Genomic DNA, 21,769 nt, shown 5'->3' on the forward strand with positions numbered 1-21,769 from the left:
GCCTAAAAAGCTCCCCTGTTAAAAACAAGGGCTTTTTGACTTAGAAATTAGAACTTAGTTCTTTTCTTAATCAACGATTTTGTTTGCTTGAATCCAAGGTATGAGCAAATTCAAAGCATTGCTTTGAATGAAGCACAAGGAATAAAAAGTATTGCTTTACCATTTTTGAGGCACAAAGTTTCCAATGTAAAAAACCCACTCAAATTGAGTGGGTTTTCCGTATTCAGTCAGTTGAATAAGAGATTAGTTTTTCTCTTTATCAACGATTTTGTTTGCTTGAATCCAAGGCATCATCGCACGTAATTTAGCACCAGTTACTTCGATACCGTGAGCAGCGTTTTGACGACGACGAGCAGTCATAGATGGGTAGTTTAATGCACCTTCTTGAATGAACATCTTCGCGTATTCACCAGATTGAATACGTTTAAGCGCATTACGCATTGCTTCACGAGACTGTTCGTTAATTACTTCAACGCCAGTTACGTATTCACCATATTCAGCATTGTTAGATACTGAGTAGTTCATGTCCGCGATACCGCCTTCGAACATTAAGTCAACGATCAATTTAAGTTCGTGCAGACATTCGAAGTAAGCCATTTCAGGCGCATAACCAGCTTCAACCAGAGTTTCGAAGCCCATTTTAACCAGTTCAACCGCACCGCCACAAAGAACCGCTTGCTCACCAAACAAGTCAGTTTCAGTTTCTTCACGGAATGAAGTTTCGATGATACCAGTACGGCCGCCACCTACGCCTGAAGCGTAAGAAAGCGCAACGTTACGTGCATTACCAGAAGCATCTTGGTGGATCGCAATTAAATCAGGTACACCTGAACCACGTTGATATTCAGAACGTACTGTATGACCAGGTGCTTTAGGCGCAACCATGATTACGTCAAGATCTTTACGTGGAACAACTTGGTTATAAAGAACAGAGAAACCGTGAGCAAATGCTAAAGTCGCGCCTTCTTTAATGTTTGGCTCGATCACGTCACGGTAAAGCTGAGATTGGAACTCATCTGGAGTCAAGATCATTACAAGGTCAGCTTGTGCTACAGCAGCAGGAACTTCAGCAACTTTAAGACCAGCGTTTTCAGCTTTTTTCCAAGAAGTAGAATTCGCGCGAAGACCAACAGTTACGTCTACACCAGAATCTTTAAGGTTAAGCGCATGCGCATGACCTTGTGAACCATAACCAATGATCGCTACTTTCTTAGATTGGATGATAGATAAGTCGCAGTCTTTATCGTAAAAAATTTGCATTGCTGTCTCCGCTTAATGCTTGTTTGTCTGTTTAATCAGGCAGTGATTTTTTATTTACACTGCCTGATACCCCCTTCTTTTTAGGATGAGGAAATACTTTAAAATTAGATCGTCAGTACTTTTTCGCCACGTGCGATACCTGAAACACCTGAGCGAACTACTTCTAAAATAGTATGTTCTGCAAGTGCATCGATAAACGCATCCACTTTTTCAGTGGTTCCCGCGATTTGAATGGTATATGTCGTTGGTGTTACATCGACAATCTGACCACGGAAAATATCGGCAGTACGTTTGATTTCATCACGTGATGAACCGAGTGCTTTAACTTTAATCAGCATCAGTTCACGTTCGATGTGCGCACCTTCTGAAAGATCAACCACTTTTACCACTTCAACCAGCTTGTTCAGCTGTTTAGTGATTTGCTCGATCTTGTGATCATCACCATAAGTGGTCAATGTCAAACGAGAAAGTGTTGGATCTTCAGTTGGCGCAACGTTCAATGTTTCAATGTTGTAGCCACGTTGTGAGAATAAACCCACTAAACGAGAAAGCGCGCCTGCTTCGTTTTCAACAAGTACAGAGATGATATGTCTCATGCTGTGCGCTCCCCTTTTGCCAACCACATATCTTGCATTGATTGACCTGCAATCAACATCGGATAAACGTGTTCCGTACGATCAACCATGACGTTAATGAATACGCACTTATCATTGATTGCCATCGCTTCTTCAAGCTTCGATTCAAGCTCATCAGCATGGTCAATCTGAATACCCACGTGACCATAAGCTTCCATCAATTTCGCAAAGTCAGGCAATGACTCTACATAAGAACTTGAATGGCGACCTTCGTAGTTCATATCCTGCCACTGTTTCACCATACCCAAGGCACGGTTGTTCAAGCACAAGATTTTTACGTTCAAGCCGTATTGCTTACAAGTCGAAAGTTCCTGGATACACATCTGGATTGATGCTTCACCAGTGATACACACTACTTGCTGATCTGGGAATGCAAGTTTTGCAGCCATCGCATATGGTAGACCAACACCCATAGTCCCTAGACCACCAGAGTTAATCCATTGACGAGGACGTTTGTATTTGTAATGCATTGCACCGAACATCTGGTGCTGACCAACGTCAGAGGTAATGATCGCTTCACCATTGGTCACTTTGTCTAAAGCACGTACCACTTGCTGAGGTTTCATTGAACCATCAGTTGGAATATCGAACTTCAAGCCGTGAACCTGACGCCATTCATTGATCTGTTTCCACCATGCCGCAATCGCTTCAGGATTTGGCTTGGACACATTCATTTGCTTCAACTGGTTCAGCATTTCGTTCAGTACAGGTTCTACTGCACCCACGATTGGAATGTGCGCCATGATGGTTTTAGAAATCGTTGCCGGGTCAATGTCAATGTGAATGACTTTGGCATTTGGACAGAATTTCGCAGGGTTATTGGTTACACGGTCATCGAAACGCGCACCTACACACAGAATTACGTCTGCATTGTGCATGGTCATGTTGGCTTCGTAAGTACCGTGCATACCCAACATGCCGATGAATTGATCATCATCGCCTGGGAATGCGCCTAAGCCCATCAAAGTATTTGTAACTGGGAAGCCCAATAGATGCGCAAGCTCAGTCAATTGTGCTGAAGCATTACCCTGAACCACACCACCGCCTGAGTAAATCACTGGGCGTTTCGCATGAATCAGTTCATCAATCGCTTTACGGATTTGACCTGAGTGACCACGATATGGTGGTTGATACGAACGCATCTTCACTTTTTCAGGATATTCGTATGCAAATTTCTCTGCTGGGTTAGTCGCATCTTTCGGAATATCTACAACCACTGGACCTGGACGGCCGCTCGATGCGATATAGAATGCTTTTTTGATAATTGCAGGAATTTCGCTGGCATGACGAACCTGGAAGCTATGCTTCACAATCGGACGGGAAATACCAACCATGTCTGTTTCCTGGAACGCATCTTCACCGATTAAGTGGCTTGCAACCTGACCAGACAGGATCACCATAGGAATGGAGTCCATATAAGCTGTTGCAATTGGCGTTACAGTATTGGTTGCGCCCGGACCTGAAGTGACAAGCACCACACCAGTTTTACCTGTTACACGCGAGTATGCATCTGCCATATGGCCGGCAGCTTGTTCGTGACGTACGAGGTAATGATTAATTTTGTCTTGTTGAAATAGCGCGTCGTAGATATGTAGAACTGCGCCGCCTGGATATCCAAAAACATGTTCAACGCCTTCATCCGCTAATGCGCGAACGAGCATTTCACCACCAGATAAAAGTTCCAACGTGATTCACCCTAATATTATTCACTGCACAAATGGGAGGCATTTGCAGTGTTCATTCATTAACTGTCTGCACTGTTATAGCACATAAATTTCATAGTTTTCATAGCAATAGGAAAAAAATCTGATCTCTTTGCTGTTCGAGCAATACAAGATCTAAAACATGTTGGGATAAACATATTTTGCTTAGCTTTGTTCAATTTCTCGGCTAGAGAAATCGCCCACTGCATGAAATGACACTTATTCGAAGGGTGATCGATCTAAGGCATATAAAACTATTGCAGCATTCTTGTGTTTTCAGCCCCTAAAGTCAAGTTCAAAAAACACTCTGTTTCCTTTGATGAGCAGGGTTTTTGCTGTTTTTCTAAACTTTTATGAATAATACGACCCTTTACACTATGTTTTTATTCTAAATTTATTTAATAAAATCATATCCTTAAATATTTATTTCTATAAAATTTTAATATGTCTTATATAAAAAAAATGAATGAATTTTTCTATTTTTTAATTTGAATGTTTATAAATAAATTTTCTTATTCGCCTGTTTATATTTTCTCCTGTTTATTAACCTCTGTACTTAGCTATAAAAGGTCGATAAAAACAGACAAAAATACTCCTCTGATTTTTTAAACTGACTACAATATGCATAACCTGAATGCTTAAATTGCAAAGGATCAATAACAATGAAACGTTCACTGTTTACCACTTTAATCAGTGCCCTTTTGCTCGGTTTCATAAGTGGAAATACTTTGGCAGATCAATACTATAAATGGGTAGATACTAAAGGGGTCACTCACTATACGAAAACTCCACCACCACACAATGCCAAAAAAGCAGGCAAAGTGGAAACTTATGGCTGGAAAAACTCTGCACCAACACCTGCACGTAATGAAAGTGCTGAAACAAAAACGGTGACAGAAAACAATCAGTCGCCTGCAGTCTCTAAAATCCAGCAGGATCAACAACAGCAGGATGCAAACCGAGCACTGCAACAGTCGAGATCTGAAAAATCACTTTAGTGACAGACTGCACTGCTGTATTTTCACTGATTTTTCGTAGGTGCAAAATTCACTTTTAGGTGCATTTTGCGCTATGCTGTGCAACAAACTTTTCCTCCGTAATTCATTAATACGTTTATGACTACTCACATTGACTCAGAATACCAAGCCAGTGCGATTGAGCCTCAAGTCCAACAGGACTGGGAATCTCGCAAAGCCTTTAAAGTTGCCGACACTGTAGAAGGTCCACGTCGTTATATCCTCTCGATGTTCCCTTACCCAAGTGGCAAGCTGCATATGGGTCATGTGCGTAACTATACGATTGGTGACGTGATCAGCCGTTTCCACCGTTTAAAAGGTGAAACTGTGCTTCAACCGATGGGTTGGGATGCTTTCGGTCTTCCTGCGGAAAACGCTGCGATCGCGCATCAGGTTGCACCAGCAAAATGGACCTTTGAAAACATTGATTACATGCGTAATCAGTTGAAAAAATTAGGTCTATCAATTGACTGGGATCGTGAATTTGCAACGTGTACACCAGAATACTATCGCTGGGAACAATGGTTATTTGTTCAGCTTTATAAAAAAGGTCTGATCTACCGTAAACTTTCAACAGTGAACTGGGATCCAGTGGATCAGACTGTTCTTGCCAATGAACAGGTTGAAAATGGTCGTGGCTGGCGTTCAGGCGCATTGGTGGAAAAACGTGATATTCCAATGTACTACTTCCGCATTACTGACTATGCGCAAGAATTATTGGATGACCTAGAAACATTAAAAGACGGTTGGCCACAACAAGTTTTGACCATGCAACGTAACTGGATTGGTCGCTCACAAGGGATGGAAATTACTTTCCCTTCAGCGAACCCAGACGTTTATGCAGATGGTCTAACTGTATTTACCACGCGTGCCGATACCTTGATGGGTGTGACATATGTTGCAGTTGCAGCAGAACATCCAATGGCGCTTAAAGCAGCTGAAAACAATCCTGAACTTCAAGCGTTCATTGATGAATGCCGTATGGGTTCTGTAGCCGAAGCGGATCTTGCCACTGCCGAGAAGAAAGGCATGGCAACAGGTCTTTCTGTAAAACACCCTGTGACAGATGAAGAAGTTCCTGTCTGGATCGCAAACTACGTATTGATGTCTTACGGTTCAGGTGCGGTGATGGCAGTGCCTTCACACGATGAACGTGACTTCGAATTTGCCAATAAATATGGCTTAACCATCAAACAAGTTATTGATGCTAAAGACGCAGACGATGCAGACTTTGACGCTACACAATGGCAAGAATGGTACGGCTCTAAAGACGGTAAACTGGTCAATTCAGGCGAATTTGACGGTTTAGACTTCCAAGGCGCATTTGATGCATTCCTTGCAAAATTAGAACCACAAGGCCTTGCGAATGTAAAAGTTCAATTCCGTCTACGTGACTGGGGTGTATCGCGTCAGCGTTATTGGGGTTGTCCAATTCCAATGATCAACTGTAATACCTGTGGTCAGGTGCCAGTGCCTGAAGATCAACTTCCTGTAGTTCTTCCAACTGACGTGGTTCCAGACGGTTCAGGTAACCCACTGAACAAAATGCCTGAGTTCTACGAAACTAAATGTCCTTGCTGTGGTGGCGACGCACGTCGTGAAACAGATACATTGGATACCTTCGTAGAATCATCTTGGTACTACGCACGTTATGCATCTCCAGACTTTACTGATGGCATGGTAAAACCTGAAGCAGGTCAAACCTGGCTTCCTGTCAACCAATACATCGGTGGTGTTGAACATGCGATTCTGCACTTGCTTTACGCACGTTTCTTCCACAAGTTAATGCGTGATGAAGGTGTGGTACAAGGCAACGAACCATTCACTAACTTGCTCACCCAAGGTATGGTGCTTGCAGATACCTATTACCGTGAGTCTGAATCAGGCAAGAAAACCTGGTTCAACCCTGCTGACATCGAACTTGAGCGTGACGAAAAAGGCCGTATCACTTCTGCCAAATACAAAGGTGATGGTCAGGACGTTATCGTTGGCGGTCAAGAAAAAATGTCGAAATCGAAAAATAACGGTATCGACCCGCAAGCGATTATTGACCAATACGGCGCAGATACTGCACGTGTGTTCATGATGTTTGCTGCACCACCAGATCAATCACTTGAATGGTCTGATGCCGGTGTTGAAGGTGCAAACCGCTTCCTGAAACGTGTATGGCGTTTGGCAACAGGTTTCCTTGAAAAAGGTAATACTGCGACTGAATTCGATAAAGCCGCTCTTTCTACAGCTGCGCAAGATTTACGCCGTAAGACTCACGAAACCATCCAGAAAGTGGGTGATGATATTGAACGTCGTCATGCATTTAACACAGCCATTGCAGCGATGATGGAGCTATTAAATGCCAACAACAAGTTTGAAGCGAAAGATGACAATGACGTTGCTGTAGCACGTGAATCGATCACTACGCTTTTAACTTTGCTTGCACCATTTGCACCACACTTAAGCCAGACTTTATTGGCTCAGTTTGGAATTGAGTTAACTCAAGCGCAGTTCCCACAAGTGGATGAATCTGCATTGACTCGTAACACCCAAACCATCGTGGTTCAGGTGAATGGTAAGCTTCGTGGAAAACTTGAAGTGTCTGTAGATGCGTCTAAAGATGATATTCTTGCTCAAGCCAAGGCATTGCCTGAAGTACAACAATTCTTGACTGGCCCAACCAAGAAAGAAATTGTGGTACCAAATAAACTTGTAAACCTTGTTGTTTAAATAAATTTAGAGAAATCCCTCCCACCCTCCCTTTAATAAAGGGAGGAGCTGTGCTTCCTAGAGGCACTCTACACATTGTGGAAAGTCCCCCTTTGAAAAAGGGGGATTTAGGGGGATTAAATTTAGCAAGTAAAACAATTCCCAAACAAAGCCCGTTGCCAGTCAACGGGCTTTGACTTTACAATCCGATTCAGGATTTCAGATATTTCCTTCGGGAAGAACAGAGGACAACGCATGCATTTGGGCAAACGTTTAGCAGCAATTGTTTTAACTTGTGGTCTAAGTGCAGGCCTGGTCGGCTGTGGCTTCCATCTCAAGGGAACGAATCCTAGTTCCGCACCTGTGGCTTATTCAGTGATGAGTCTGGCTTTACCCGCCGATACCGAAGACCTTCAGGAAAAACTGGCGATTTATCTCGGCGCTGCTGGTGTTCAGTTGTCGAATTCACCGAATGCCTACGTGTTGCGTGTGCTGGACTACACTCCGCGTCGTCTGGAACTCAATGGTAAACTGGTAGAAACCTTATTGCGCCTGAATGTGACCTTCCGTATTGAAGATGCTCAAGGCAATCCGGTGACTGAACCACGTACAATTGTTGCGACCCGTACCTATCAATATGATATCGAAACTGTAAATACCGATGACCAGGAACAGGTTTTCCTAAAGCAGGTTCTTATTGATGATGTGGCACAGCAGATTGCACGTCAGATCTCGTCGAACCGTCTGCCATTGGCAAAACCAGAAACCTCTACTCAACCAGCAAAATAAGACTACGCCATGAAACTTGACTACCTTCAGGCATTGAAACGTGTCTCTGATGCTTGTGGTGCCTGGGTGTTGCATGGTCAGGAACCGCTGCTTGAACAGAACCTGATGGATGCGTTTCGTGCCAGCTGGCAACAGCGGGAAGTCGAACGGCAACGCTATGATGTCAGTTCCGTCAGTGACTGGAAGAATGTCTTTAATGCTTTAAATAGCTTGTCCCTATTTTCCACTCAATTAGCGGTTGAAGTACATGGCAACATCAAACCGGATGCTAGTGGCATCAAACAGCTTAAGAGCTATCTGCAACAGGACAGCGATAATTTACTGCTGATCGTGATGCCTAAACAGGATAGCAGCAGCCTGAAATCCAGTTTCTTCCAGGTCATGGATGCTAATGGTGTTAATGTCTCTCTGACAGCTAACTATCCGCGTGATCGACAACAGATCCTGTCCGTCGAAGCAGAAAAGTTAGGTATTCAACTTGCCAATGATGCCTGGGCATGGCTGGAACAGCATCATGAGCATAACCTGCTCGCTGCTAAAAACAGCCTGATGCGCGTCAGTGATACCTTTGCAGATGTCGATGTAATTCAGGTGGATCATTTATATGCCTGCCTGCAAGATCAGTCGCGCTACACGACCTATGACCTGAGTGATGCTCTACTCAATGGCAATTTAACGCAATCGATCAAGATTTTTCAATACCTGATTGCTTCTGGTGAACCCATGAGTCTGATTTTGTGGAGCATCAGTAAAGAAATGCGCTTATTGATGCAACTGTTTGAACAACCTCAAAATGCTTTGCAAATTGGGATTTGGAAAACCAAAGTTGGCTTATATCAACAAGCGCTTCGACGTTTAAGCCCACAGACTTTTCTCAGTTGGCCTCAGCTTTTATTAAGAATTGATGCTTCAATCAAAGGCTTAGGACACGAAAATCCTGAACATTTAGTGCTTCAAGCCATCAGTAGTATGTGTGGCAAAAGCCTGTGGACCTCACCGGTTTAACTAAAGAACCGTGAAAACCAACTCTTGCCTTTTTTCTGCTCTTGAACTTTTAGATAGTGGATCATATTGTCTCGCACTGCATCGACATAATCCTGATCATCATGCTGAATATGATTAATTAACCACTTTGACAGTAATCGGTACAAATCATTTTCTACCGAAAGCCCTTGTTCGAACTTTTCCCGATAATCATTTAAACGTTTGACAAACAGATCATGAATACCCCGATGTGAGGGTAAATATTGATAATTTACTTGAGATAACAAATTTTCTTCGAAGCTAAAATGTGACTGTGTATAGTCAATTAAATCTTCTAAAATTTCTTTAATTTTACCGCGATCACCCGTCTTTCGGACCTCTTCCAAGATATTGATATAGTCCAAAATTTGGCGATGTTGATTGTCGATAACATCAATACCGATATTATAACTTTTGTTCCATTCCATGCATGGTCCCGTCTATCATTTTCAAAAATACTTATTAGATCTTATGAACTTATAATGACTAGGCTAGATTTATAATTCATACCATTATTTTTTATAAGGGATTTTAAATTAGGGTATTTTTATACGCAATCTAGTAGGCTATCGCTAATTTTTTATTTTTTCACTTCATAAGTAGATAATTTTTAACCTGTATTTTTATACCCCATTTCACATAATAAACAACACACTTAAAAAGGTTAAAAATTTAGAATTGAGATGAAATGAAGCCGATGAAGGTCTAATTCTATAAAATGTAAATTTATTGATTAAGCACGATACGAAATTCAACATAAGAATTTAATAACAACTTTTCTTTGTAAAATGAGAAACTTAAAAATAATAATCATTCTTATTTGTAAAAAAAATTCACGATTTATCCTCAATTCGCTTTTATAATCATTCACATATTTTTGAATTAAATTTGCTCACTATGCCCAAAATAAAGCCGTCTAAACTGATCATGGCAGCGGTCATTGCCATTGTACTTGTCGCCACTGGGTGGTATTTCCTGAAACCTAAAGAACAGCCAACGCAGTACATTACTGCTGAGGTAACTCAGGGAGATATTGAAAACTCGGTACTGGCAACAGGTGTACTGGAAGCCACCAAGATGGTCAGCGTCGGTGCGCAGGTATCTGGTCAGGTCAAAAGAATGTATGTGCAACTTGGTGACCAAGTCAAACAGGGTCAACTGATTGCTCAAATTGATTCCGTCCGTCAGGAAAATGATTTAAAAACTGCTGAAGCCAGTATTAAAAACCAGATGGCTCAACTGGCAGTAAAACAGGCCAATCTTGCTAAAGTTGAAGCAGAATATAATCGTCAGAAAGCCATGTATGCCCAGGATGCAACTTCGCGTTCAGAGCTGGAATCAGCTTTGGCGAGTTATAAGACTGCACAAGCAGACATTACGGCGATTAATGCTCAGATTGAGCAGTCACGCCTGACTTTAGCGACTGCGAAAGAAGATCTTGGCTATACCCAAATCGTAGCACCGATGGATGGTACCATTGTGGCGATCGTGACTGAAGAAGGTCAGACTGTAAACGCGAATCAAAGTGCGCCAACAATTGTGAAGCTGGCAAAACTTGACACCATGACGATTAAAGCTGAAATTTCTGAAGCCGATGTCATGAAAGTTGAAGAAGGCCAAACGGTTTACTTTACAACGCTAGGCAACAATGAAAAGAAAATCTACGCTAAACTACGTCAGGTAGAACCAGCGCCGAATTCAATTAATACTGACACCAATACTTCAAGTTCATCTTCAAGCTCTGCAGTGTATTACAACGCCCTGTTCGACGTACCAAATGAAGACGGTAAGCTGCGTATTGATATGACGGCTCAAGTTTATATCGTGCTGGATGAAGCGAGAAATGTGCTGACTATTCCGGCCGCTGCAATTCAAAGCTCTAACCGCCCACAACGTCCAAATCGTGGTGAAGGCGCTCAAGGCGCAGGTGGTGAAGGTCGTCCACGTGGTGATGCGTCTGCTGCACGTGGTGAAGGCCGTGGAGACACTACCAAAGGTGAGCGCCCTCCTCGTTTAGAACTTTCTGATGCTGAACGTTCTCTGGTTGAACAAGGCAAAGCGCAACGTGCCATGGTTCGCGTATTACAAGCAGACGGTACTGCAAAACCAACCCCTGTGCTGATTGGTCTAAATAACCGTGTTACTGCTCAGGTCATTAAAGGCCTGAAACGTGGTGATCAAGTGGTCATTGCCGACGGTTCTGATACTTCAAATGATGGTGCTAAACGTGGTGGCGGCAGTGGCCGTGGTCCTGGCGGTGCTGGCGCCGGCCCAATGAGAATGTAAGCATGAATCAACAACAACAGCCTCTGTTAGAGGTCAAGAATCTGATTCGTGAATTCCCTGCGGGTGAAAGTACGGTTCAGATTCTCAAGGGTGTTAACCTCGAAATATATCCGGGAGAACTGGTTGCCATTGTCGGCCAGTCCGGCTCGGGTAAATCGACGTTAATGAATATTCTGGGCTGTCTAGATAAACCAACCGCTGGCAGCTATAAAGTCAAAGGCCGTGAAACCCGCGAACTGGAAGCGGACGAACTGGCTCAGTTACGCCGTGAATATTTCGGCTTTATTTTCCAGCGGTATCATTTGCTAGGCGATTTGAATGCTGCAGGCAACGTTGAGGTTCCAGCAATTTATGCTGGTGCAGACTCAAGTGAACGTCATGAGCGTGCAGTCAAATTACTAACTGACCTAGGCTTGGGTGAAAAAACCGAAAACCGTCCAAGCCAGTTATCTGGTGGTCAACAGCAGCGTGTTTCAATTGCACGTGCCTTGATGAATGGTGGTGACGTGATCCTTGCCGATGAACCGACAGGTGCACTGGACAAGAATAGCGGTATTGAAGTAATGCGTATTCTGCGTGAGCTGAATGCCAAAGGTCATACCATCATTCTGGTGACACACGACCATAACGTGGCCAAGAATGCGACCCGCATCATTGAGATTTCGGACGGGAATATTATTTCCGACCAGCAGAATGTACCTGAAGTCGATGATGGTTTTGAAAAGCAAACGCTGGAACGCAATGAACAGAAGAAAATCTCGAGCTGGCGTTCAGCAGTAGATCGTCTTGGTGAAGCCTTCCGTATGGCACTACTGGCCATGAATGCTCACCGCATGCGGACCTTCCTGACCATGCTCGGGATCATCATCGGGATTGCATCCGTGGTTTCTGTGGTTGCCCTCGGTAACGGCTCACAAAAGCAGATTCTGGAAAATATCAGCAGCCTCGGTACTAATACTATTACTGTATTCCAAGGTCGGGGCTTTGGGGATAATTCACGATCCTCTCAAGCCAAGACCCTGATTCCTGCCGATGCTGATGCTTTGGCAGAACAGCCTTATGTCGATGGCGTCAGTCCATCCGTCAACAGCAGTGTTACTGGGCGCTATAAAGAGATTGAGGCATCCACTACCGTTAACGGTGTCGGTGAAGATTTCTTTTATGTCAAAGGCATGACTTTTAAATCTGGTCAACCTTTTGATAAAGAAAGCGTCACTGAACAGGCTCAAGATGTTGTCATTGACACCAACACCCAAAATACCTTCTTTAAAGATGGCACTAATCCGGTTGGACAAGTGATTCTGTTGGGTAGTGTGCCGACCCGGGTGATTGGAGTCATTGATGCTCAGAAAGGCATGATGGGCGGTAATGATACGCTGAATGTGTATTTACCTTATTCAACTGTGATGAGCCGTATGTTAGGCCAGTCTAATGTGCGTCAGATCATTGTGCGGATTAAAGATGAATATCCAAGTGCAGCAGCTGAAAATGCGATCCTGAATTTGCTGGTACAGCGTCACGGTGCGCAGGATGTATTCACCCAGAATGCAGACAGTATTCGTGAAACGATTCAGCAGACCACACAGACCATGACCTTGTTGATCTCGGCAATTGCAGTAATTTCACTTGTCGTTGGTGGTATTGGTGTGATGAATATCATGCTGGTATCGGTAACCGAACGTACTCAGGAAATCGGTGTACGTATGGCTGTCGGTGCCCGCCAAAGCGATATTCTGCAACAGTTTCTGATTGAAGCAGTACTGGTCTGTATCTTGGGCGGTATTTTGGGTGTGTTGCTGTCGCTCGGTATTGGCCAGCTAATTACCCATTTTGCCGGAGGCACCTTCCAGATGGCATATTCAACCACATCGATCGTGGCGGCCTTCGTCTGCTCAAGTCTGATTGGTATTGTATTTGGCTTTATCCCGGCACGTAATGCAGCACGATTGAATCCAGTCGATGCACTCTCTCGAGAATAAGGAATCTGATATGCAAATGACTTTAACCAAACTTGCCAGTGCCCTGCTCCTCGGGAGTTCACTGGTCGGTTGTGCGGCAGTGGTGAAAACCCCCTATGAACAGCCAAGTGTCGCTGTGCCTGGCAGTTTTCAGAATAACACTGCGCTAAGCAAGCAAATCTATGATGAGGTATTGGCTGATCAGTGGTGGACCTTATTTAAAGATCCACAGCTGAATGCGCTTGTTGGTGATGTATTAACACGTAATAGCAATCTTGCCGTAGCCGGAATTAACCTGCAACAGACACGTATTCAGGCTCGACAAACTCAAAGCCAGCAAGGTGTACGCATTGGTGATGCTGGACTGACCACGCGTAGAAGTTTTGAGTTAGAGGGCGGTGATAGTTCATCTAGTCTGGGGGTCAATTTTCCTGGTCTAAGCTATGAACTGGATCTGTTTGGTAAACTCGCCAATCAAACTGAAGCTTCGCGCTGGGAAGCCTTGGCTACTGAACAGGACTTGCAGGCAACGGCGCAAAGTCTGATTGGAACAACGGCACAACTTTACTGGCAATTGGCTTATTTAAATGAACGCTATAGCGTGGTACAGCAAAACCTGGCAACGGCGCAGAAGACTTATGATCTGGTTCGCGTGCAATATCGTGCTGGCGCAGTTTCTGGACTAGATCTGACTCAGGCTGAACAAGCCATTCAGAGTCAGCAATCCACTTTGAGCCAGATCGAACAGCAGCGCGTTGAAACACGTACTGCACTTGCAGTGCTTATGAATATGCCGGTACAGCAGCTTTCGATTCAGGAACCACAACGTCTACCGAATATTGCCTTGCCGACGATTGCAGCCGGCTTGCCTGCAAGTTTACTGTCACGTCGTCCAGATCTGAATGCTGCTGAGCTGCGCTTACGTAAAGCGCTCGCAAATAAAGATGCCAACAAGGCCAGTTATTATCCATCGATCAGCCTGACCGGTAGCTTGAGCACGGGTATTGGTACTAGTTCATCCTTATCAGATGCGCTAAAAAACCCTGTTGCGACATTAGGTGCAGGTTTGACTCTGCCCTTCCTGCAATGGAATGACATGAAGCGTGATTTAAAAGTGAATGAGCTGGAATATGAGAAAGCGATTATTCAGTATCGCCAGACCATTTATGAAGCTTTTGCCGATGTTGAAAATGCCTTGTCCAATCGGACTGAACTGAGCAAACAGGTTGAACTGCAACGCCGTAATGTCGAGCTGGCAGAGAGGACTGAACGTTTAACTGAAGTTCGTTATCGTAACGGTGCAATTGCCTTGAAAAATCTACTGGATGCTCAGGAAACCACACGTAATGCACGTCTCAGTCTGGTGCAAACGCGTCAAAATCAATACAACGCTTATGTCACCTTGATGCAGGCGCTGGGTGGTAGCCCAATCAAGCAATTACCATAATCTTCAAAATCTTCAAATAAAAAAACCGCTGCCTCGGCAGCGGTTTTTTTATGCTAATTTGTTATTCATTTGCAGATAGGCATTTAAATTGTTCAGCTGTTCCTGTGAAGCCGCATGTCCCAGTAAGCTTCCCTTCTCAAGCCATGCTCGGGCAGTTATTACATCACGTTCTACGCCAATCCCTTTGGTATATACACGGCCCAGATGACTATAAGCATCGGCATTCACCTGTGCAGCAGCTTTACGATAGAGCTGAATCGCTTGATCCATATTGGCGTCAATACCAACACCTTGTTCCATGGCTTCACCCAGTGCATTCATGGCCATCGCATTTTTCTGCTCTGCTGCCTGTTTTAAATAATTCAGACCTAAAGCAATGCCTTGCGCTACATCTTGACCTTTAAGATACATTATACCGAGTTGAGCTTGCGCCTGAGCATGACCGAGTTGTGCTGCCTGATGTAAGTAACGTTTGGCTTGGTCTTCATCTATGGCAAATACCGGATATTGACCAGAAAGTGCCTGATACAGATACCAGGCAGCTTCAGCTGAGCCTTTACTCACGGCTTGATTCAGGTATTGAATCGCTTTCTCACGGTTCGGTAATGGATACTCAGGCAGACTATAGAAACGACCCACGACATAAACCAGATCAGCTTCAGACTGTGCGGCGATATTCCAATGCTGTAGCGCGACCTGCTGGATGATGTGAGTGGCTTTAGCCGTATCCTTTGCTGTACCGATGCCATGCAGATAGCATAAAGCTAAGCCCATCTGGCTATAGAAGTCATTTGGCTCGATCTCGGCAGCAACCTGATACAAGCTAAACGCTTTTTCAGGCTCATCCGCGACCAGATAAGATTCATAATATAAGGCTGCAATCACGCTCAAGGCTTGAGGAAATTGAATGTTGGCAGCCTCACTCCAATAGCGAAATGCCATGGTTTCATTCTTCTCAACAAACCAGCCATGAAAATAGGCCAAGCCAAGTAAAGTCTTGGCTTGAGCATCTTTATGCTCATAAGACTGCTGTTGCAAATGCTGCAAGATCCGCTGACGTTGATCGACATCAATCGTACCGAGCAATACACCAGCATAATAGTCATACAGACCTTCCTGATCCCCCAGATTAATGCTTTGTTTGATAAAACGTAAAGCTTGTGTCTGATCCTGCGGCAAGATATTGCCTTCAGCATACAACTTAGCAATCTGTTTGGTTGCTTCAAGATGATCTTGCTGCGCAGCCAGAAACAGGTTATGGATTCCTAAACTTAAATCTTGGGCAGTACCTTCTGCCAAATAGTGTTGTGCCACCTGGTACTGCGAACCCGCATGTCCCTGATCAGCATTCTGAATCAAGAGTTGTAGACGATGCTGTTCTGCCGCATCTTGAGTCGGTTCGGACAGTTCGGTAATTCGATACTGCGCTTCCAGATTACCGCGTGCCACAGCGTGACGATACCAATACAGTGCTTTATCGGTATCTTGATGCTGATAGCGATCAGCATCATAGATCTGTCCCAAATGATAAGCAGCTTCATCACTGCCAAGACGAAATGCATTTTCCAGTAGACTAATCGCATTTTCGATACTTTGCGGACGTCCCAAACCTTTGAGCTGCATCAGCCCCATGCCTACATAGGCTTGAGGAATTTCCTGCTGCTGGGCTAAATCCTGATAGATCTGATAGCCACGCTCATAGTTTGGCTGATATGCATCTGAACTCAACCGATCTGCAAGTTTGAGCTGTGCCTCAATCTGTTCAATCCACAGGTCATGTTGCACTGCCCTGGCTTGATCCCGTGTTACTGGGTCAGGACGCTTCCACATCCAGATTCCCAACGCCACGATCCCCAAAATCAGTACCAGTAAGAACCACATAGCTGCTCCCTGACATTGTTTTTTGTTATATGAATATAGTCTTCATTCTAAACGCAAGCACAAAAAAAGCACAGAGACTGTGCTTTTTTATTTTGTGAATCAGGCTTTTGCTCGCTTCATATCCAGCTTTTTCAGCACTTCTGATACTGCGACCATAGCAAAGCTAGACGTCACTACCACCGCAGAACCATAACCACCACAACGCAAACCTGCACTTGGGCAAACATCAGCACTGGAGAATGGATTATCAATTGAATAAACACATGTAATACCAAATTTTTCTTTTGGTTTTTTACAGATGCCTTTAGCGCGTAGTTGGGCACGCAATTTAGCCAGCATTGGGTCTTGTTCAGTTCTTGATAAATCTGCAACACGGATTTTTAATGGATCTAACTTACCGCCTGCACCACCGGAAACAATCAATGGAATCTTGTTAAAACGGCAATGTAGCATCAAGGCAAACTTGGCTTTCACGTCATCGATACAGTCCAGAATAATGTCAGGATTTCCTGCCAGGATTTCTTTGACATTTTCGGGAGTGAGATAATCGTCAATCAAGTTTACTTTGATACGTGGGTTAATCGCTCGACAACGCTCAGCCATGATTTCAATTTTTTCACGACCTAAAGTTGTGGTCATGGCAGGTAGCTGGCGGTTGATATTCGATGCAGCCACCACATCCATATCAACGATGGTCAGTTCGCCGATACCAGTACGTGCCAATGCTTCAACTGCCCAAGAACCGACACCGCCAATACCGATCACCATCACATGACTGTTTTCATAATGATGAAAGCTATCATCGCCATAAATTTTGGCGACACCAGCGAAACGGCGGTCATATTCATCATCTTGAAGGAGATCAGTCATAAGTCATCAATAGCAAGAAAAACACCGAGGCATTTTAGCAAATTCATAGCGGGTTTACTGCCACTAAAATTCAGATACAAAATCAGTCAAAAAAGCATTCTTGTACCGTCAATAAACACGTAAAATCGATCAAATTATATTCATTAGTAAAATCATCACAATAGATCTTTTTCATAAACCAAAAATGATCTTTATATTCATATTTAAATGGATATTGAAAGTTCCTTCTTCCTCTGGGAGAAGGTTAGGATGAGGGATATTTCTTAAATATAACCTCTCCTACAAGGAGAGGGGAATTTCATTTTAATGATTAAAAAATGATTTATGAAAGGACCCTAATAACCAAAATATTTTAATTATTATCAGCTTAAAAGGGAGTTGGATCAGCATGTTATTTAACGCCCTTTTTGCCCTGATGGTTATTCTGTACCTGCTTTATGTTTATGGCTTAGTCTTTAAAAAGCAGAAAAATTATTATCTCAGTATCATGATCCGCTTACTGACTTTGGGATTATTCATCTTGATTATCTTCGATCAACATGAAACTCAGACTCATCTTATTTTGGTGTTACTGACATGGGTACTGTTTGAAAGCAGCGAGAATTTTTATAATAAAAAGCTATCTTCAAGCAAATAAAAAAAAGAGGCTAACGCCTCTTTTCAAACCATTCTAAATTAGTCTTTATTCATGATAAAGAAATATTCGCGGTAGTATTTGAGTTCAGCAATCGAATCACGAATGTCATCCATCGCCAAGTGCGATGCGTTCTTTTTCAAGCCACCCATGATTTCTGGACGCCAGCGTTTCGCAAGCTCTTTCACAGAAGACACATCCAGATTACGGTAATGGAAGAACTGTTCCAGTTCAGGCATTAAACGGTGCATGAAACGGCGATCTTGACAGATCGAGTTACCACACATCGGAGAAGTTTTAGGATTCACCCATTTTTTCAAGAATTCTAAAGTTTGTAGTTCTGCATCTCGTGCAGTCAATTTACTACGACGTACACGCTCAATCAGACCTGACTGACCATGTTGACGTGTGTTCCACTCATCCATCGCATTTAACAGAATTGGAGACTGGTGAATTGCAAGGACAGGGCCTTCTGCAAGAATATTTAAATTATCGTCTGTCACAATAGTCGCAATTTCAATAATCTGGTCGTTGTCTGTATCCAGACCTGTCATTTCCAGGTCAATCCAAATCAGGCGGCTATCCGGGGTGCTGCTCATAAATGTGCAATCTTATTAGGCTATAAAACATTTATAGTAGCAAATTTATTAGCTCGATGCTGTAACTGACACCCTGCTTCATGCTATTTTTGCCATCTCCCTCCCATGGTTTTTTAGGATTTGAATGGCTTTAATACGTAAACGTCGTTTAACTGAACAACAACAACGTCGTATTCAAAAACAGCACAAAACGCGTCAGGAAGAGATTGATACCTCTCAAGACCTGGAAGGACTGGTCGTGCAGCATTATGGCCGCCAGCTTGAAGTCCAGGCTCTCTCGGTTCCTGAACAGCATCCTGAAAAACCTGTGGTGGCTGATGGTGAACCTGAGCCCTTCTGGAAAGAGATTGAACTAGGCAGTGTGTGGCGCTGCCATACCCGGACCAATCTTGAATTGCTGGTCACTGGCGACCGCGTCAAATGGCAGGCCGATCCGAATACTGGACTCGGCATTATCACGGCGATTCATCCACGTAAATCACTGCTGACCCGCCCAGACCGCTATCATAAGGTCAAACCGGTCGCAGCCAATATTTCCCTGATCGTGATCGTGTTTGCACCATTGCCAGAACCAGCACCTGGCTTAATTGACCGTTATCTGGTGGCGTGTGCTGATGCAGAGATTCCAGCATTATTAGTACTGAATAAATCAGACTTGCTCAAAGACAATGATCCAATTCTGGATCTGCTCAAAGAATATGAAAATTTGGGTTATGAAGTGATGCAAACCCAATCTGATGGCGATCTGACTGAACTGTCCGCTCGTCTGAATGAGGAAACTGTGGCTTTTGTGGGTCAATCTGGTGTAGGTAAAAGCACCCTGATCAATGCCATCGTGCCGGATGCAGCACAGAAGACCAATATCATTTCAGAAAATTCGGCACTGGGTCAGCACACCACGACGTCAACACGTTTAATTTCCTTTGGTGATGGTGCAGCCTTGATCGACTCCCCTGGGATCCGTGAATTTGGCCTATGGCATCTGCCTTTGGACAAAGTGCAAACTGGTTTTCCGGAAATTGAAAATCTGCTGGGACACTGTCAGTTCCGTAACTGTACGCATAAGCATGAAAAACAATGTGCTTTACGTCAGGCGGCAAGTTCAGGTGAAATTCTGCCGCGTCGTTTGGACAGCTATCTGCGATTAATTGATGAAATCACGGAAGCTCAACAAAAAAATTGATATTCTTAAGCTTTAGCCCTTGAAGCGGTGATTTTGATCACCATATTTATGAGCTATACTCTTGGCAATTTTGAAATTGTAATTAGGTGAATTGTGGAACGTTGGTTCGAGTTTATGGGGAATCACCCCTTCTTGTTTGGTGCACTTGCAGCATTGGTGGTTTTGTTCTTCATTATCGAAGGTCAACGTAACGGTCGTAAGATTTCTCCGCAATCGCTGGGAATTCTGGTTAAGGCAAAAAATGCCATGCTGATCGACCTGCGTGATGCCAAAGATTTCCGTGAAGGTCATATCAGCGGTAGCCGCAATATTCCATACAGCCAAATTACTAAACATGTTGAAGAGTTAAAAACAGCAGATCGCCCATTGGTGTTCATTTGTAATCTGGGTCAGGTTGCAGGCACTGCGCTACAACAAGTCGGTCATGCAGATGCTTACCGTCTTGATGGCGGTATTAGCAACTGGAAAGCCCAAGGCTTACCTCTGGTGAAAAGTAAATAATTTACGATCAGGAGATTCATTCATGGCTGAAGTCATTATCTATTCAACGACTGTGTGTCCATACTGTGTCCGTGCAAAACAGCTCCTTGAGCGTAAGGGCGTAGAATATAAAGAAATCAATCTGTCTAAAGAAGATCCACAGGTTCGTCTTGATTTGATGCAACGTACCAATCACCGTACAGTGCCACAGATTTTTATCAATGAACAATTTATCGGCGGTTTTGATCAGCTTTACGCTTTAGAGCGTGAAGGCAAACTCGACGAATTACTGGCTTAAGCTACTAAAACCCATCTCATATCAAGGATTAAAGAATGAGTGAAGAACAACAAGCTCAACCACAATTGGCATTAGAGCGTATTTATACTAAAGACATTTCTTTTGAAGTACCTGGGGCACAAGTTTTTACCAAGCAATGGCAACCTGAGCTGAACATCAACCTTTCTTCTTCTGCAGAAAAGATTGATCCAACTCACTTTGAAGTTGCTTTGAAAGTTGTCGTGCAAGCAAACAACGAAGGTGACACAGCATTTATCGTTGACGTAACGCAAGCAGGGATCTTCCTGATTGATAGCGTTGAAGAAGAGCGTCTGCCTTACATTCTTGGTGCTTACTGCCCGAACATCCTGTTCCCTTTCCTTCGTGAAGCGGTAAATGATCTGGTAACTAAAGGTAGCTTCCCACAATTGCTACTTACACCGATCAACTTCGATGCTGAATTCGAGGCCAACATGCAACGTGCACAAGCTACTGCTGTTGAAGGTCAAGCTTAATCACTTGATCCTGAATCGAAAAAGACCGCAAGTGCGGTCTTTTTTATTTCTTATTATTTAAAGTTCTGATGACCTTGTTTTTTAATGGCATCAATTTTTTCTACAGATTGCTTTGCCTGTTCAAGCTGCCCTGCCTCAGTCAAAGCTTGCGCTTGTTTTAACTCACTGATTAACTGATTCAATAAGCTATGATAACTATACAGTTGTGGATCTTCTGGACTCGCTTTTTTGAGTGATTTTGGGCTGGTCTTCTGTGCATCCAAAGCTGCCTGATTCATTTTTTCTAAAGCGTCTAATGCTACTTTCGGATCTGTCGTGTTCTGGAATGTTTTATAGTTAGAATTTAAGGCATACATGTCCATTCTAAGGCTTTTCGCCATGACACTGCTATTCATTGTCCCGCCTAACAAACAGAGAATCGTTAAACTAAGAATTCTTAACATGGGAATTTCCTTAATCATTTTTCAGTTATTCTTGTTTTTTTAGATTATGCACGCAAGTCTATTCATCTAT

General features: G+C 43.5%; 20 protein-coding genes. 12 read left to right on the forward strand and 8 right to left on the reverse strand.

The genetic code is table 11. The annotated features are described in order from the left end of the window. Positions 1 to 243: 243 nt before the first annotated feature. The 3 genes from ilvC to BS636_RS03005 all read right to left on the reverse strand — a co-directional run bounded on the left by ilvC (position 244) and on the right by BS636_RS03005 (position 3,580). The gene (gene ilvC / locus BS636_RS02995; protein ID WP_099337447.1) at positions 244 to 1,260 is read right to left on the reverse strand and encodes a ketol-acid reductoisomerase; all 1,017 of its coding nucleotides are present in this window, start codon (positions 1,258 to 1,260) and stop codon (positions 244 to 246) included. A gap of 104 nt (positions 1,261 to 1,364) precedes the next feature. Next, complete coding sequence (gene ilvN, locus BS636_RS03000) at positions 1,365 to 1,856, reverse strand: acetolactate synthase small subunit (RefSeq protein WP_004813125.1); 492 nt, start codon at positions 1,854 to 1,856, stop codon at positions 1,365 to 1,367. Beyond that, complete coding sequence (locus BS636_RS03005; RefSeq protein WP_099337448.1) at positions 1,853 to 3,580, reverse strand: acetolactate synthase 3 large subunit; 1,728 nt, start codon at positions 3,578 to 3,580, stop codon at positions 1,853 to 1,855. Before BS636_RS03005 ends, ilvN begins: the two co-directional genes overlap by 4 nt. 680 nt (positions 3,581 to 4,260) lie before the next feature. Between BS636_RS03005 and BS636_RS03010 the strand changes: the two genes are divergently transcribed. The 4 genes from BS636_RS03010 to holA all read left to right on the forward strand — a co-directional run bounded on the left by BS636_RS03010 (position 4,261) and on the right by holA (position 9,108). Further along, positions 4,261 to 4,596 carry a DUF4124 domain-containing protein gene (locus tag BS636_RS03010; RefSeq protein WP_099337449.1) on the forward strand — a complete coding sequence of 112 codons (336 nt, stop codon included), beginning with the start codon at positions 4,261 to 4,263 and terminating at the stop codon, positions 4,594 to 4,596. Between the two features lie 117 nt (positions 4,597 to 4,713). After that, positions 4,714 to 7,335: a leucine--tRNA ligase gene (gene leuS / locus BS636_RS03015; RefSeq protein ID WP_099337450.1), complete on the forward strand. Its 2,622-nt coding sequence runs from the start codon at positions 4,714 to 4,716 to the stop codon at positions 7,333 to 7,335. A 234-nt stretch (positions 7,336 to 7,569) separates the two neighbouring features. After that, on the forward strand, positions 7,570 to 8,103 hold the full coding sequence (locus tag BS636_RS03020) for a hypothetical protein (RefSeq protein ID WP_099337451.1): 534 nt from the start codon (positions 7,570 to 7,572) through the stop codon (positions 8,101 to 8,103). Positions 8,104 to 8,112: 9 nt separating this feature from the next. After that, entirely contained in the window at positions 8,113 to 9,108 is a 996-nt protein-coding gene (gene holA / locus BS636_RS03025; protein WP_099337452.1) for a DNA polymerase III subunit delta, read from the forward strand. Here the strand turns inward: holA and BS636_RS03030 are convergent. After that, on the reverse strand, positions 9,105 to 9,554 hold the full coding sequence (locus tag BS636_RS03030; protein ID WP_099337453.1) for a bacteriohemerythrin: 450 nt from the start codon (positions 9,552 to 9,554) through the stop codon (positions 9,105 to 9,107). The genes holA and BS636_RS03030 overlap by 4 nt on opposite strands. Before the next feature lie 469 nt (positions 9,555 to 10,023). Here BS636_RS03030 and BS636_RS03035 point away from each other — a divergent pair, with 469 nt between their 5' ends. The 3 genes from BS636_RS03035 to BS636_RS03045 are packed head-to-tail and all read left to right on the forward strand — an operon-like array spanning position 10,024 to position 14,817. Continuing rightward, on the forward strand, positions 10,024 to 11,412 hold the full coding sequence (locus BS636_RS03035) for a MacA family efflux pump subunit (RefSeq protein WP_099337454.1): 1,389 nt from the start codon (positions 10,024 to 10,026) through the stop codon (positions 11,410 to 11,412). A 2-nt stretch (positions 11,413 to 11,414) separates the two neighbouring features. Then, positions 11,415 to 13,391 (forward strand): MacB family efflux pump subunit, encoded by a 1,977-nt coding sequence (locus BS636_RS03040; protein WP_099337455.1) that lies wholly within the window; start codon positions 11,415 to 11,417, stop codon positions 13,389 to 13,391. A gap of 10 nt (positions 13,392 to 13,401) precedes the next feature. Beyond that, complete coding sequence (locus tag BS636_RS03045) at positions 13,402 to 14,817, forward strand: efflux transporter outer membrane subunit (RefSeq protein ID WP_099337456.1); 1,416 nt, start codon at positions 13,402 to 13,404, stop codon at positions 14,815 to 14,817. 48 nt (positions 14,818 to 14,865) lie between these two features. Here the strand turns inward: BS636_RS03045 and BS636_RS03050 are convergent, their stop codons facing one another. Both BS636_RS03050 and BS636_RS03055 read right to left on the reverse strand, forming a co-directional pair. Further along, positions 14,866 to 16,698: a tetratricopeptide repeat protein gene (locus tag BS636_RS03050; RefSeq protein WP_099337457.1), complete on the reverse strand. Its 1,833-nt coding sequence runs from the start codon at positions 16,696 to 16,698 to the stop codon at positions 14,866 to 14,868. Positions 16,699 to 16,797: 99 nt separating this feature from the next. Further along, positions 16,798 to 17,568, reverse strand: a complete 771-nt coding sequence (locus BS636_RS03055; protein ID WP_099337458.1) for a ThiF family adenylyltransferase — start codon at positions 17,566 to 17,568, stop codon at positions 16,798 to 16,800. A gap of 388 nt (positions 17,569 to 17,956) precedes the next feature. Here BS636_RS03055 and BS636_RS03060 point away from each other — a divergent pair, with 388 nt between their 5' ends. Beyond that, a complete protein-coding gene (locus tag BS636_RS03060; protein ID WP_099337459.1) occupies positions 17,957 to 18,205 on the forward strand; it encodes a hypothetical protein in 249 nt (82 codons plus the stop codon). Between the two features lie 38 nt (positions 18,206 to 18,243). Here the strand turns inward: BS636_RS03060 and orn are convergent, their stop codons facing one another. Then, on the reverse strand, positions 18,244 to 18,801 hold the full coding sequence (gene orn / locus BS636_RS03065; RefSeq protein ID WP_099337460.1) for an oligoribonuclease: 558 nt from the start codon (positions 18,799 to 18,801) through the stop codon (positions 18,244 to 18,246). A 124-nt stretch (positions 18,802 to 18,925) separates the two neighbouring features. On the opposite strand from orn, the gene rsgA reads away from it, so the two are divergent. The 4 genes from rsgA to secB all read left to right on the forward strand — a co-directional run bounded on the left by rsgA (position 18,926) and on the right by secB (position 21,256). After that, the gene (rsgA, locus tag BS636_RS03070) at positions 18,926 to 19,984 is read left to right on the forward strand and encodes a ribosome small subunit-dependent GTPase A (RefSeq protein ID WP_099337461.1); all 1,059 of its coding nucleotides are present in this window, start codon (positions 18,926 to 18,928) and stop codon (positions 19,982 to 19,984) included. Between the two features lie 93 nt (positions 19,985 to 20,077). Then, entirely contained in the window at positions 20,078 to 20,485 is a 408-nt protein-coding gene (locus BS636_RS03075; protein WP_004813143.1) for a rhodanese-like domain-containing protein, read from the forward strand. A gap of 22 nt (positions 20,486 to 20,507) precedes the next feature. Beyond that, positions 20,508 to 20,762 (forward strand): glutaredoxin 3, encoded by a 255-nt coding sequence (gene grxC / locus BS636_RS03080; RefSeq protein WP_004813145.1) that lies wholly within the window; start codon positions 20,508 to 20,510, stop codon positions 20,760 to 20,762. 35 nt (positions 20,763 to 20,797) lie between these two features. Further along, positions 20,798 to 21,256 (forward strand): protein-export chaperone SecB, encoded by a 459-nt coding sequence (gene secB, locus BS636_RS03085; protein ID WP_004813149.1) that lies wholly within the window; start codon positions 20,798 to 20,800, stop codon positions 21,254 to 21,256. A gap of 53 nt (positions 21,257 to 21,309) precedes the next feature. Here secB and BS636_RS03090 read toward each other — a convergent pair whose 3' ends face one another. Continuing rightward, on the reverse strand, positions 21,310 to 21,699 hold the full coding sequence (locus tag BS636_RS03090; RefSeq protein WP_171265979.1) for a cytochrome b562: 390 nt from the start codon (positions 21,697 to 21,699) through the stop codon (positions 21,310 to 21,312). Positions 21,700 to 21,769 lie beyond the last annotated feature (70 nt).

Origin of the sequence: Acinetobacter sp. LoGeW2-3, from assembly GCF_002688565.1 — a bacterium.
GTDB lineage: Bacteria > Pseudomonadota > Gammaproteobacteria > Pseudomonadales > Moraxellaceae > Acinetobacter.

Coding starts and splice junctions, on each gene's coding strand:
- ilvC (WP_099337447.1), bottom strand. CDS start 1,260: ATGCAAATTTTTTACGATAAAGACTGCGACTTATCTATCATCCAATCT.
- ilvN (WP_004813125.1), bottom strand. CDS start 1,856: ATGAGACATATCATCTCTGTACTTGTTGAAAACGAAGCAGGCGCGCTT.
- BS636_RS03010 (WP_099337449.1), top strand. CDS start 4,261: ATGAAACGTTCACTGTTTACCACTTTAATCAGTGCCCTTTTGCTCGGT.
- leuS (WP_099337450.1), top strand. CDS start 4,714: ATGACTACTCACATTGACTCAGAATACCAAGCCAGTGCGATTGAGCCT.
- BS636_RS03020 (WP_099337451.1), top strand. CDS start 7,570: ATGCATTTGGGCAAACGTTTAGCAGCAATTGTTTTAACTTGTGGTCTA.
- holA (WP_099337452.1), top strand. CDS start 8,113: ATGAAACTTGACTACCTTCAGGCATTGAAACGTGTCTCTGATGCTTGT.
- BS636_RS03030 (WP_099337453.1), bottom strand. CDS start 9,554: ATGGAATGGAACAAAAGTTATAATATCGGTATTGATGTTATCGACAAT.
- BS636_RS03035 (WP_099337454.1), top strand. CDS start 10,024: ATGCCCAAAATAAAGCCGTCTAAACTGATCATGGCAGCGGTCATTGCC.
- BS636_RS03040 (WP_099337455.1), top strand. CDS start 11,415: ATGAATCAACAACAACAGCCTCTGTTAGAGGTCAAGAATCTGATTCGT.
- BS636_RS03045 (WP_099337456.1), top strand. CDS start 13,402: ATGCAAATGACTTTAACCAAACTTGCCAGTGCCCTGCTCCTCGGGAGT.
- BS636_RS03050 (WP_099337457.1), bottom strand. CDS start 16,698: ATGTGGTTCTTACTGGTACTGATTTTGGGGATCGTGGCGTTGGGAATC.
- BS636_RS03055 (WP_099337458.1), bottom strand. CDS start 17,568: ATGACTGATCTCCTTCAAGATGATGAATATGACCGCCGTTTCGCTGGT.
- BS636_RS03060 (WP_099337459.1), top strand. CDS start 17,957: ATGTTATTTAACGCCCTTTTTGCCCTGATGGTTATTCTGTACCTGCTT.
- orn (WP_099337460.1), bottom strand. CDS start 18,801: ATGAGCAGCACCCCGGATAGCCGCCTGATTTGGATTGACCTGGAAATG.
- rsgA (WP_099337461.1), top strand. CDS start 18,926: ATGGCTTTAATACGTAAACGTCGTTTAACTGAACAACAACAACGTCGT.
- grxC (WP_004813145.1), top strand. CDS start 20,508: ATGGCTGAAGTCATTATCTATTCAACGACTGTGTGTCCATACTGTGTC.
- secB (WP_004813149.1), top strand. CDS start 20,798: ATGAGTGAAGAACAACAAGCTCAACCACAATTGGCATTAGAGCGTATT.
- BS636_RS03090 (WP_171265979.1), bottom strand. CDS start 21,699: ATGTTAAGAATTCTTAGTTTAACGATTCTCTGTTTGTTAGGCGGGACA.